Genomic DNA, 13028 nt, shown 5'->3' with positions numbered 1-13028 from the left:
ACGGGGACGAGGCTATACCAGCCAAGCGCGAAGAGCATCGGTTGCCGATCCTGCCCCTTCGCTGCAGATCGGTCGTCCGGGCTTTGTGGGACGAAAAAGGCCGGCCCCTTTGCGGGAGCCGGCCTTTTTCGTCCCGTCGGTGCCCGCTGGTCAGAATCGGTAATCGGCGGAGACGGCGATTACATTGGCCGAGCCGTCGTACTCCCCGGAGAGGTTGCCGCGGCTGGCGTTGCCCGGGTCGCTCGCCCGCAGATCGGTTTCCCCTTCGTCGAAGAAGATGTGCATCAGCGCAGCGGTTACGCCCAGACGCTCCGAGGGCGAGAAAGTGGCTCCCACCGAAAGCCAGGTCCGATCCACGTCCGGGACGCGCGGCGTGCGGTGTTGGGCGTCGGGAACAGGTGTCTCGTCGATGCCGACGCCACCGCGCAGCAGCCACCGATTGTTGAGCGCGTAGTTCGCACCGACCGATAGTGCCCAGGAGTTGTCCCAGTTTTCCTTGGTGACGCTGTCCGGCGTGTTGTCGCCAAATTCGACCACGAGCTCGTCGAACTCGCTCCACCGTGTCCACTCTGCATTGGCCATGACGGCCAGGCGGTCGGTTGCCTGGTGATAGACGCCGATGTTCAGGTTGCCCGGCGTCGTGAGCTCCGCGGTGCCGTCGGTGTCAGTGAGCCGGCCCTGCGCCTGCGCCCCCTGAAGCACGGCCTGTGCGACCGGGTCGGAGGCGCTGAATTCCGCATCCCCCTCGAGCTCCAGCTCGACCTTGGAGCGATAGGAGACGCCGAAGCGTGTGCGCTCGGTGATGTCGAACAGGGCGCCGATGGTATAGCCGACCCCCCAGTCGTCGCCGGTGACCTCGGCCATGCCATCGTTCTGGCCGATCCCCGCGCCGGGTACACCAGCCTGCGCACCCATCGCGCCGAGGTCCAGGGCGTTGGTGAGGGTGGCGTCCGCGTACTGGAAGCGCAGGCCGGCACCCAGGGAGACCCGATCTGTGAGCCGGTAATTGATCGTGGGCTGGATGTCGATCGTCTTGAGTTCCGTCTCGATGGCGTGATAACGGCCGATCCAGTCGTCGTCGTACTCCGTGGCCAGGCCGTACGGTGCGTACAGGGCGATTCCCAGGTCGAGGTCGTCACGGAACTGGTATTTTGCCGCGAGTGACGGCACGAGCTCGCTTTCGCCACTCTCACCCGAGCTGCCGGAGTACGGCACCGGCCCCATGGGTGTCTGAGCGGAGGCCTGGCCGTCGCTGAGATCGAAATCAGCATCGATGAAGGCGAGACCGCCGGCGACCTGGTTGCCGTCGATATTGCCGATCGCCGCCGGATTGTACGCCATGAAACTGGCGTCCTCCGCGCCGGCCGCTGCATTGGCGAGAGAGTTGGCGAGAGTCTTCGCACTCTGTTCGCGAATCTGGAAGCCGGTGGCGTGGGCCGTGGTCATGGCGCCGGCCAGCGCCAGCGCCGAGGATGCAATCAGGATGCGCCGGGGAACGCGGTGTTTGGCCATCATGGCACCTCCTCCTCCATGGGTGTTTTATTCGGGACCGACGCTGCACAAGTGCCCGAGCATACGGCAGCGTACGGACCCAAACATAAGCCGGCGCTGGTACGGCCGTCAATACGCTGGCGTATGGAGTTAACCCGCCGGCAATATCAGGTCCGTCTGCTTCGGTGCCCGGCCGCTCACCCTTTCGAGGATAAGCAGCCCGTTGGGGGTGCGGCCCGTGACTTCCAGAACGCCCTCGGCGGGGTCCGGTAGCCATGCCACGGCATCGCCACCGTTACGGATGACCCGGCCCCCGGCGTGGACGCCGAATCGCGTGCCCACCGTGGCATCTGCGTCGGCGTCCTGCATGACCCAGCGTGTTCCATCTTCGGCGCTGGCGACGTGGAATACCCGCGGCGCCAGGCGCAGCCGCTCCAGGGCGTGCATGTAGACAGCATCGGCGAGTGCGGCGAGGCTCTCACCGGCGGTGCCATCGTCCGTGGCGGGCAGTGCGATCCGCCAGGCCGGATACTCGATGCCGAGATCCAGGTCGACGAGTGTCACCTGCAGGGGCAGCTCGTCCCCGTCGGGGGCGGCGCCCGTGATGATCGCCACCACACGCGCCCGTGTGGCCGCTGACACCGATTGCCCGCATTCGGCGAGGCGTGCCTGCGGACATTGCTGGGTGCGCATGGCGTTAGTGAGCGTCTGCGGGCTCACCGGTGCGATGGGGTAGTCGCCAGCGGCCCGGGCCATGGTCGCGTAGGCGCGGGTCGCTGCCTCGTCGCCGGCGTTCGGGAAGAGCAAGGCGACGCCGGGGCCCCGGTCGCCACCGGCGGCTGCGCTGCGACGGGGTTCAGGCTCGCGTGCACGCAGGTCCGCCCGCAACCGGGCGATCTCCTGACGCAGCGCCCGTTGCTCACCGGTATCGGCGGTCGTGCCGGCGGCGTCGCCATCCTCCTCATCGTCACCGAGAAACAGGGATATGATGCTTAGCTCTTCGTCCGACTGAGCGCCTTCCCCCGGCGCCGGATGCTGGACATCGCTCGGGTGGCGAGCCGGGTTCGTGGGCTCGCCGTTGCTGGCGCAGCCGGTGGCGAGTGTCGTGAGCATGGCGAGTGTGACGGCGAGCGTCTTGCCGCGGGGCAGGGTCATCGTTGTGCTACCTTTCCTTCGATCTGCGTGGAATCGAGTGTGCGGCGCCAGGATGGCGCGCACGCCGCCGGGCCTGCACCGTCGGACCGACTGGTTGGTCAGCATAGGCAAGGGGCGTCGGTGCTGCAATCGGGACGGCGCTCACGGCGCTGGCGCTAGCGTTCCAGTCTCAGGAACGTCATCGGCCACGCGTTCTGCTCATCGGCGGGATGGTGGTCGCGGGCGGTCTCCCGCCACTCGTCACCGAGCTCGGGGAAGAACGTATCCCCGTCAAGTCGGGTCGCGATGACGGTGAGCTCGATGCGGTGGGCGCGAGGCAGGAACAGCCGGTAGATCTGCTCGCCGCCAATGACCATCACTTCAGGGGCATCGCCGGCCGCGGCCAGCGCGGCTTCTAGGTCGTGCACGACCGTGCAGCCAGGCGCTTGGAAATCCATGTTCCGGGTGAGCACGATGTTGTGCCGCTTCGGCAGCGGGCGGCCGATATCCGCATAGTTGCGTCGACCCATGATCACCGGCTTGCCGCGCGTGGTGGCGACGAAATGCCGCATATCCGCCGGCAACCGCCAGGGCAGCCTCCCGTCGCGGCCTATCACGCGGTTTTCGGTCATGGCGGCGATTAGTGTGATTGTCGGTGTGCTCATGCCCCGCACAGAAACCACATGGATGGCTCGATTGCAATGGCATGTGCGTGTTTGAGGGGGGGCACGGACGCATTGGTCGCAGGTTCCCCGGGCGGCCCTGCTTTTGGTAGGGCGTGTCAGGCGCGCAGCATAGCAATGGCGTGATGCGTGACTGCCGCTCGAATGCGAAGATGGGTAGCTGGTCACCAAGCTGGCGACCGAACGCGGCGGTAGCGGTAGGAGCACGCATCGCCCGTGCCATTGTTTGGGGGAGACTGGCTCACCTCAATGGCGGGAACAGGGAGGTTCATTGGTATGAGAGAAGTGTGGCGGCGCCTGTGTCGGCACGAGGTCGCTTTGGTTGTAGCGGTTGGGCTCGTCTCAGCAGTAATCCAGAGTGTGTATTTCTTTGAGACCGGCAGGGCACTTGAGCTGCGTCCAGCATATCCGAATTCGGACGCGTTTTTCTACTGGCATGCGGGTTGGTACAGGGCGTTCGTCGATTGGGACGGAGGGTTTGCTGGCGCTGTCATGCCTAACGATCCTTACGTGTACCTCCTTGCGCTGGCGCACCGGGTTTTAGGGCCGTCTTTTAGCTCATTGTTCGCTTTGAATTCCGTTTTTGTTGTTCTGTGTGCGATATTCGTCGCTTTGGCGGCAAACGTGGCATATGGGCGTGTTGCTGCATGGGCGGCGGGCCTGATGACTGCTCTGTGCGCGCCGATTGTCTTTTTTAGTGGAATGGTCATTAAGACCGTTTTTGTTCTTTTTTTGCTGCCTGTTGCCATTTTTGCATTCTTCCGTTTTCTGAGAAGCGGCGGTCTCGGGGGGCTCTTCATTCTGGTTCTGAGCGTGGGCATTGCGACACTGGAGCGCCCTAATCTTGGCGTTGCATCTGTGGTTCTGGTCGTCGTCGCAACGGGCCGGGCGCTGTGGCCCCGAGGCGAGCTCCCGAGCAGACTCGCCAGGACCAAAGCATGCGTCACGATCCTGCTTGCCATCGGTTTCGTGTGGATTATCGGAGGTTTGGAAAGTGACAGGCTCGAGCAGGATATCGTGTCTCCTGTCGGTCTGAATTTCTACGTGGGGAATGTGCCGGAGGCTCGTGGTGGCCATGCTACCGTCCCCGGACTGCGGGACGACGTGGTCGGTCATCGGCTCGGATCGGGGCGAGTGCTCACGGAGAAACTCGGGTATCGACCGTCGCGCTGGGAGCAAAGCGAATACTGGTTCGAGAAGACAATCGATCGCTATCGCGAAGAACCACTGTCGTACTCTGGCCTTCTGGCGCGCAAGGTCGTTGCGCTTTTCAGTCGAGAGACCTATGGCCTGCCTGAGCAATTCGGAGTTTGGCGCTGGCATCGGTCGGCATTGGCAATGGCCTTTGTCGATTTTTCCGTGGTGCTCAGCTTCGTTGCGGTTACTCTAGCTTCGGGGGCGCAGAGCGTAAACGTGCTGAGACCCGGGTTCTGCTCGGCTGTGCGGCGTTGTACGCCATGACGCTTCTCGTGTTTCTTGTCGTAGAGCGTCAACGGCTGTCACTGCTCTTGCTACTCATGCCAATAGCCGGGCTCGGCGTCAGTACGTTGTGGGAGGCGGTGAAGTGTCGGAGAGCGCTGGTGCCGCTCTGCGTAGCTGGAGGCGTGTTCGGGTTGAGCGTCGTGTCAGTAGAGGTGCTCGCACCGGGCCCGGGGTGGGTTTCGGATGCGCAGCAGACGCGTAGTGTCGAACGCGAGCGGCTTCGGAGACTGGACCCGGTTTACGAGGACTACGTGCATGTGCCGATGGACGATGCCTCGGATCGATGGGCGCGCATGGCGGAGTACGCGTCAGCACGCGGGTTTCACCCGGATGCACGGGCGTTCGCGGAGCGTGCGCTGAAGTCCGATGATTCCAACGTTCGTGTCTGGGGAGCCCTTCTGGAGGTGTTTCGCGCGTCGCGCAACCGGTCCGGCGTCGAGTGGTTGGTGCAAGAGATCAGCCGTCTACAGGTACATTCGGAGCACGACCGCATCGCGTTGCGACGTATTCACGGCCGCGCGCTCGATGCGCTCGCCGCGTGGGAGTAGAAGCGGGTTGTACGTCGTGCTCGAGCTTTGATAGTGTGCGCTACGTCACGCTCGATGGGGTTGTGTTGAGCGTGGCGATCGATTCGGGGGTGAGTCCCTTGGTGACGGGGTGACCAGGCTTCCGCGACGGTCTGGGGTACCGGGTACCCATGGCTCGGCACATCGTGCCCGAGTATTCCGTGCGGGTGATCGAGCCGCTCCCACGACGTTCTAAATTGCCGAAGCGGGTGATGGTAACCGCACGAGTGGGCATCACGAATGCCTTCGCTCATCGGTGCCGTTGCCCGATAACAGGGATGTGGGAAGGCTGTGACCAGGGGACACCAGCGTCTTCAGGGATGGTTCTGCGGGCGCGTATGCATTCAGCACGTATTTGCGGCACTGACGTTCCTGGTCAGTGCATCGGCAACGGCCGACGTTGTGGTGGACATCCGTGCGGCGTCGCCGCTTGGCGCGGACAAGGAGCGTCACGAATACGTCCTCCGCGTATCGGACTGCTCCGACGTCACGAGCATGGAGGTTGTGGCGGGCGCCACTGAATCCTTCGATACCACGGATGCTCAGCAAGTCTCCTCCGACGACTCGCCCGCTTGCGAGGTTCGTTTCCACGGCGACGGGCTCCCGGCGCTTACGCCTTCTGCGACAGTTACCTATTCAGACGGGTCGACGCAGCACCATAGCGAGACTTTCCGCTCCGAGGACTCGCGGCCAACCCTCGGGTTCGGGCAGGCGGTGATTCGAAGTGACGAGTCCGGACAGTATCTCGACGTAAGGGTCGAAGCTGCTGACGATGTCGATCTGCGTTATGTCTCCTTCTCCCTGCTTGGGTTGAGAGCCTCCGACCTTAGAGACGCTGGCGGTGTGGTTGCCGAGGCAGCGACGAATGCTTTCGCGAAAACGGACGGGGTGCGGCGTGTACCTCCATCCAAGGATGGTCAAACCAAGTTCTCGCTTTCAGTCCCGGTGGATGCCGAGTTAAGCCGTGGTGCTATCGCGCGCGACGGCTTGGTGCTCGTCGAAGCCTCCGCCGTGGATGCATCCGGTAATCAGGCTAGCCTCTCGCGGATGTCGTTCACCGGGGGCGAGGTGTCGGAAGACGTCAAGGATCTGAAAGCGGCACCCGAACGCGTGGTGTTCACTCACCTCCTGGAGTCGGTCTCTATCGTGCCGGAGGTCCAGTTCGAGTTCCGCGGCTGGACACCTCTGCCGGGTTTGGGAACAGGTGTCACCTATACGTCTTCCGATCCGGATGTGGTCTCGGTCACACGCAGCGGCGTGGTTTACCCGCTGGAAGAAACGAACGGCGAGCCGGTGACCGTCACTGTTAGCTACCCGGGGCTCGACGACGTCATTATTCCGGTGGAGGTGGACCCATCCAAGGAGCTCGTCGGGCTACGGGCGCGCGGTGTTGGAGCGGGCGAACAATTCGTCATCGAGCGCCTGAACCAGTACCAGCCGTTGCCTGAAGTCGTCGGCGTTTTCGATGACGGAACACAGGCGGGCCTGGCGAGCAATCTGAATCTGCGCTACGAGTTGCCGGCCGAGGCGGAGGGCGTCCTCGATCTGGCGCCGGGCCGGGGGCTGCGTGCCAACGCAATTGTTCCGTCAGCGGAGCCGCTTCCGCTGACGATTCGGCTGCAGGAACATCCGGGGATATCGGCGAACGTGCCCGTCGTGGCAGAGGATGCGCCGCCCGAAGTGAGCTTCGACCCGCCTGATCAAACCGTTGCGGGAGGCTCTTTCAAAGTCGTCGCCGAGGCATCGGACGACGTCGACGTCGCTTCCGTTCGAATTGAAATGAATGGAGCCCTGGCCGGTCAGCGGCAACAGCCGCCATATAAGGTCTCGGTAGCAGTTCCCGAAGAGTCGGCCGGAAGCGTATTGACCTTCCGGGCTATCGTAACGGATAGCCAGGGGCAGAAGACGATATCTCCGGAGCGCGATGTACGAGTCGTCGCCGAGCAAACCGCGTCGTTCCCGACGCTGACGCTGGAGGAGCCGCGCAGCGGGCAACGTCTCGTGGAAGGCGGCTCCGTCAACTACCAGCTCGCTGTCCCGTTGAGTGGATCGACACGCAGCGAACTCGATTATGTCGAGTTTTTTCAGGATGGCCGTCAGGTTGCGGCATCCCACTTCCCCGTCATGGAAACCCGCGAGCTGGAAGGGGCGGGAGGCAAGAAGAAGGAGAAGAAGTTCGAGCTCTGGAGGGCCGAGGGCGTTATCGGCTCCATCTCGGTTGACGAAACCAGTCAGTCGGTGCAGGCACGCGCGCATATCGGGGACCAGAGCAAGTCCACCGAGGCGGTGTTGGTACGTGTACTCGGCAATCAGCCCCCCAATGTGAAGCTCGAATCGCCTCGCCAGGGGGAGACAGCGACGGCAGGGACGGATCTGGTAGTACGTGCCACCCTGACTGACGAAGCCCCGGAGACCGGTGCCGCCCTTCAGCTCTTCGTCGACGGAGAGCGCGCCGAGACCGTCAGCTTTTCCGAGGAGGATGTCGATGGCGCTGATCGCAATGACTTCGGTGCGACTACCGTCACTCACGAATTCAGCATCGCGATAGCCGAGGAGCTTCAGGGGCAGAGCCTGGAAATCCACCTCGAGGGTATCGATACCCACGGCGAAATCAGCAAATCCCAGTCGGTGACCATACCGGTGACGGGTGACCAGCCGCCGGACGTCGCGCTGGCGCGACCGCAACCGGGGGCGCATCTTGTAGGCGGTTTGAGTACCGAGCTCCGCGCGGAAGCTACCGATGACGTCGAAGTCTCTCGCGTGGATTTCTTCGTCGAGGACCGCCTGGTCGGGGCGGACGAGTCATCCCCATTCTCGGTGAGTTATGAGCCACCCGAGATCTCTGGCGAGGAACAACGGCTGCGGCTGCACGCCGTGGCTGTCGATAGCGCGGGCCAGCAACGTGCCAGCGCCCCGGTCGAGGTGACACTCGGTGCGGACGAACAGTCACCGGTGGTCAACGTGGTATCGCCACCGGTAGCGAAAACCGAAGGCGGTGAATCGATTGCGCCAGTAATCGAAAACGCAGAGGTCGTCGTCAAGGCCAGTGGTTATGACGACGTTGAAGTCGATCGGCTGGAGCTCAGAGGCGTCGCACGCCGCGATGGCGAGTATCATCTGACAGGGAACCTGAATGACCGGATCGCGGGTGAGGATTTCGCTCCCCAGCAGGTGCCGGACGCAGTAAACGCGTTTTCCGCATTAAGGCTGGTCAGTGTCCCGGCGTTCTCCGGCGGTGCGGGCGTTGAATACGACCGCTATCCGCTGGAAGTGGAGGCTTGGGATGCCGCAGGGAATTCCTCTACGGCCAGTGTCGTCGTAGGCGTTAAGCCCGACGAACCACCGAGCGTCGCCCGCATAACGCCGGACCGTGGCAGTTACCTGCCGCGTGGCACAGTGCGTCTCGATATCGTGGGCAAGGATGACAGCGCGGTCCACGAGCTCAAGTCTTCCTTTTTCCTGGACGGGGCGCAGGATCCCGTGCTCGTACGGAGCAAGTCCGCCGATAAGGGCCTGACACCGGGGAAGACCGCGCAAGCGAGCGTTCGGGTCGACCTTGGCGAGCTCGACCTGAGCAACGAGTCCCACACGTTAACGGTTCAAGTCGAGGCAGTCGACGACCACGGGCAGCGCTCGCGCGGCAACGACACGGTTACGCTGAAGATCAAACCGGACAATACGGCACCGACGATAGGCGTTAGCAAGCCAACTCAAGGCAGCACGCTTTATCGTGGTGATCAAGTCGACGTCCATTGGAAGGCACACGACGATTCGCGCATCGAGCTGGTCCGCTTTCTTCGGGCGTCTAAAGAAATCCATCGAAGCACGCCCGACTCAGCCGCCGCCGATGGGGCCTTCACTCTGAATGTTCCGGAAAACGGTGATGAGCTGGTTCTGACAGTGGAGGTGCGCGATGTATTCGGCAACGTCAGGGAAACCGATTGGCGCTATGCGCTAGGGGAAGACCGGCCCCCGCAGATAACCATTCGCGATCCGGCACAGGGCTCCCGGTTGGTCGAGGGTGAGCCATTTACCATGACGGTACGTGCCGTCGATGACCGGTCCGTTGAAAAAGTCGAGTTTTTCATCGAGAGCAACGGAAAACGCCTGTTCACGGAGACAATCGATCCCGGCCCGGAAGGCATCCCTGCCGATGAGTACCTTTCCGCGCATATGCGGATACCGCACCGTGCTGAGAATGGTGCGTTACGCATCGGTGCACTGGCAGTGGATTCAGGCGGCAATCAGGCCGAGGCGTTGCTGGAAGTCGAGATCCTCGATGACCTCGAGGCACCAAGAATTGAGGTTGAGTCCCCCAGCGAGCCATTGTCGGTCACCGCCGGCGATACCGTGGAGGTATTGGGGGAAGCCAACGATAACCAATACATCGACTCCATCGAGGCCGTGCTGGTCGGACCCAATGGTGGCGAGCTCTCGCTGGAGTGGGCGGTCCTCTCCAGAAAAGATCGTGTGGAGGAGCGTCGCGTTCCGAACCCGGACTCTTTTGGCGATGTCATTGTTGGCCGTCGGTTCTATGCCGAGTTCGAAGGCCGTGTCGTGGTGCCCGAATCCGCGTTGAGGTGGCAGGGGAAAGACGGTGTAACGCTGGTCGTTCGTGTCAAGGACCGGGGCGTCAACACCACCGACGGGCCGGCGGTGCCGGTAACCATCCTGGGCGATGAAGAGGCGCCCACGGTGACGATCGATGACCTCCCCGAAGTGATCGCGGAGAATTGGCCCGTCACACCGACGGTAACGATCCGTGACAACGTCTCGGTGGCCGACTACAAAATTTACCTGGCCGATCGCCCTGAATCCGTCCTGGCGGCAGACCAGGGCGTGGATGAGTCAGCGATAACTGTCCAGGACGTCGCATTGGGACTCGATCGGTTTACGCCGGTACCGGCCGACGGCGTGCCCGTGACGGTTGTGGTAGAGGCGTCCGATACACAGGGGAACGCGGTCCGCGAAACCCGGGTTGTACGCATAACGCCTGACACTGCGCCGCAGCTGTCACTCAGTGATCTCGATCCGGAAAGCGACCCCGTCAAGGGCGCGATCGCTTTCCATACGCTGGATATCGAAGATGATCTGGCGGCCCCGGATGCACCGGTGCGATACATGCCCGTGTATACGTCCCTGCATGGTGTCGGTGCAGGGGGCGCACGTGACCCGACCGGTGCATTCCGAAGCGCAGACGCGGATGACGGCTTTATGCCCGTCGTTTCGTATGCCTACCCGGAGGCCGATGGCAGGTCCGCTACCGTGCGTGTTGCCGGAACCCCCTATCTTGAGGCCATGGACGGCCGGCTTCGTGTTAGGCCTCTGCCCAATATGACCGAAGGCTCTTCGGCCGAGATCGCGGTGGACCCGGTTGCGGGGGGCAGCGTCAGCTACCGTGTGATCCGTTATGTCTCCGGTCTGTGCAGCTCCTACCAGGAAGCCTATGAGCTGCGAGGCGGCGAAGTACCCAATGTGCAGAGCCTGTTCGCGACCGAACGAAATGATGAGCACGTCGCTTACGTTGACATCGTTCCCCTGGTTAAGGCTGCGAATGGCGATTCTATCGATGTTTTCGTAAATCGCTTGCGAATTCACGCGAGTACTCTGGACGCGGCTCGCGGCCATGCCGTGAAAGGACGCTCACAGGGCATTATCCGGCGTGACAACCTCGTCATGACCGCCCTTATCGATGATGCCGGCCTCAATGACGATGGAGAGGCAATCGTGGCATCACGACCCGTGCAACGTGCTAATACCACCGCGGAAGGTGGGCCTGTTGAGGAGGGAACGTCATATGCCGTTCCCGTGCCGGCGCGGCCAAGGATTGCACGCATGGCGGTCTTCGCGCACGGCGTCGACCGATATTCGGACCAACGGGGACCGGTGGCGCTTGAGCCGCTGGTAGTTTACGACCTGGTCGCCGACCAGCAAGCGCCCACCCTGAGCGTGGATCAGCCACCTCAAGGGCGAACCGTCGTTCCCACGGAGCGCCTGCGGATTCAGGCGCAAACACTTGATAACTCCGGCGGGATAAAAAAATTAAGCCTGTATCGTGATCGCAGTGACCTGGTGCACGAAGTGCCGGGGCAATACCTGCAAGAGAATTATGAGCTGATTTTCGATGTGCCGGCAGGGAGTGCCGGCGGGAATCTGGATTTGCTCCTGGTCGCTGAAGACCACAGTGGCGCGACAGCTGAAAAGCTCGTGACGTTGCCGGTGAGGGCGGATAAGCCTCCACAGATTCAATTCGACGCTTTTCTCAGTTACAAAGTTAATGGTGCGTATCAAAAAGTTCTGACCGCGCCCGAGCGATTGAATCTCAACGAGTTCTGGGTGCGCGTCGGTGAAAGTTTCGGTGTCGAAACGACGCTGCGTGATGACGCCGGTTTGAAAAACTATGTGATTTATCGCGTCAAGCCGGGCGGTGAACGAGTCGAAGAGTATCGGAAGGACTGGGACAATCGTTGTCCGGCAGCTCCGGTCGCCGAGGACGAGCTTCGTGCGCAATTACTCTTCGAGCGCAATCAGCCCACGGAATACCAGTTGGTGGTAACCGACCGTGGCGGCAACAGCCGTAAGCGGACATTTGTGGTTCACCCCCAGACCAATATGTCGCCCGGCGTACGAATTACGGCACCTGCGGATGGCCAGCAGATCGCTGCCGGCACGTTCAAGATTAAAGTCGGCGTGGTGGCGACCGACGATCGCGAATTGAGCGATCAGAATATCGAAGTTTATGCGAATGGCGTGAAGCTTTCGACTGTTTCGGAACGCGATATCCGCGAAGACGAGGCGATTGGTGGTCGCGATGTGATACTCCAGGCTTTCGATGCCCTATATGACCGCATCGAAGCCGATTATGGGGTTGCGATGGCCGATGAGTACGGCCGGCGAGACAGCCCCTATGCCGAAGAAAAGGCATTCGTCATGGGCGTGCCGGCAGGGCTGATCGAGTTCAACGAGCCGGTGACACTCACCGCTATCGTCCGAGACGCCGATAATGCCGTGGGGCGTCACGAGATTACGTTCGATGGCGTGGCCGACAATATCAATCCGGAGGTGGCCATTAGCGAACCCGGTCCCGGGTTCGGCCCCCCGGAAGCGTCGGATTTCAAACTCGCCTTCCAGGCGTACGATAACGTAAAGGTCGAGCAACTGGAGCTCTACACAGCGTATGCCGTGAGGGAAGCGGGGGGCGCTTACCATAAAGAGGATTACGGCGCAGCGTTGAGGACGATCGGCAACGTCCCGGCGGAAGATGCGGAACCGGTGTCCACGGTCAACATTGACACGCCGGTATATCGGCAGCTGCTCAACGTTGACCGGTTGGCACAGATAGCCAGCCGTTTCGAGTCTGTGCCGGTCGGCGACGAAACGCGCTTCGATCTTTGGGTGAAGGTCGTCGTGCGGGATGCATCGGGTAATGAGCGCACCCGGGAGGTGGCCTACCGAATCCACCCGGATGAACGCCCGGTGATCGACGTGGAGGCTCCGAACCCGGGTGAGAAGATCGTCGAAGGTGAGCAGCTCAGCGTCAACGTGAAGGCATTCGATGACGTTGGCATCGAGTACGTGCGACTTGTCGCGAAGCGGGGGGCGAACGATTCCATCAGCTTCGGCTGAGAGAGCCCCCTTATACTTTCCAGGTTCCGGTTCCCGCGGTTGATCC

General features: G+C 62.2%; 6 protein-coding genes. 3 read left to right on the top strand and 3 right to left on the bottom strand.

Features of this window, described 5'->3' with window-relative positions; translation table 11 throughout:
- Nucleotides 1-150 precede the first annotated feature (150 nt).
- The 3 genes from ACPEES_RS14405 to ACPEES_RS14395 all read right to left on the bottom strand — a co-directional run bounded on the left by ACPEES_RS14405 (nt 151) and on the right by ACPEES_RS14395 (nt 3290).
- On the bottom strand, nt 151-1515 hold the full coding sequence (locus ACPEES_RS14405) for an OmpP1/FadL family transporter (RefSeq protein ID WP_435104217.1): 1365 nt from the start codon (nt 1513-1515) through the stop codon (nt 151-153).
- A gap of 126 nt (nt 1516-1641) precedes the next feature.
- Nucleotides 1642-2646, bottom strand: a complete 1005-nt coding sequence (locus ACPEES_RS14400) for a hypothetical protein (RefSeq protein WP_435104216.1) — start codon at nt 2644-2646, stop codon at nt 1642-1644.
- Between the two features lie 155 nt (nt 2647-2801).
- Entirely contained in the window at nt 2802-3290 is a 489-nt protein-coding gene (locus ACPEES_RS14395) for a dihydrofolate reductase (protein WP_435104215.1), read from the bottom strand.
- A 294-nt stretch (nt 3291-3584) separates the two neighbouring features.
- Here ACPEES_RS14395 and ACPEES_RS14390 point away from each other — a divergent pair, with 294 nt between their 5' ends.
- The 3 genes from ACPEES_RS14390 (at nt 3585) to ACPEES_RS14380 (ending at nt 12982) form a co-directional block, all read left to right on the top strand.
- The gene (locus ACPEES_RS14390; protein WP_435104214.1) at nt 3585-4769 is read left to right on the top strand and encodes an ArnT family glycosyltransferase; all 1185 of its coding nucleotides are present in this window, start codon (nt 3585-3587) and stop codon (nt 4767-4769) included.
- A 119-nt stretch (nt 4770-4888) separates the two neighbouring features.
- On the top strand, nt 4889-5338 hold the full coding sequence (locus ACPEES_RS14385; RefSeq protein ID WP_435104213.1) for a hypothetical protein: 450 nt from the start codon (nt 4889-4891) through the stop codon (nt 5336-5338).
- 309 nt (nt 5339-5647) lie between these two features.
- A complete protein-coding gene (locus ACPEES_RS14380) occupies nt 5648-12982 on the top strand; it encodes an Ig-like domain-containing protein (RefSeq protein ID WP_435104212.1) in 7335 nt (2444 codons plus the stop codon).
- Nucleotides 12983-13028 lie beyond the last annotated feature (46 nt).

Origin of the sequence: Arhodomonas sp. AD133 (assembly GCF_051195215.1) — a bacterium.
Lineage (GTDB): Bacteria > Pseudomonadota > Gammaproteobacteria > Nitrococcales > Nitrococcaceae > Arhodomonas.
The sequence above is the reverse complement of the archived record's forward strand: the minus strand, read 5'-3'. Positions and strand labels throughout refer to the sequence as shown.

What these genes read in the sequence shown, in the direction of transcription:
- ACPEES_RS14405 (WP_435104217.1), bottom strand. Translation starts at nt 1,515, where the DNA reads ATGATGGCCAAACACCGCGTTCCCCGGCGCATCCTGATTGCATCCTCG.
- ACPEES_RS14400 (WP_435104216.1), bottom strand. Translation starts at nt 2,646, where the DNA reads ATGACCCTGCCCCGCGGCAAGACGCTCGCCGTCACACTCGCCATGCTC.
- ACPEES_RS14395 (WP_435104215.1), bottom strand. Translation starts at nt 3,290, where the DNA reads ATGAGCACACCGACAATCACACTAATCGCCGCCATGACCGAAAACCGC.
- ACPEES_RS14390 (WP_435104214.1), top strand. Translation starts at nt 3,585, where the DNA reads ATGAGAGAAGTGTGGCGGCGCCTGTGTCGGCACGAGGTCGCTTTGGTT.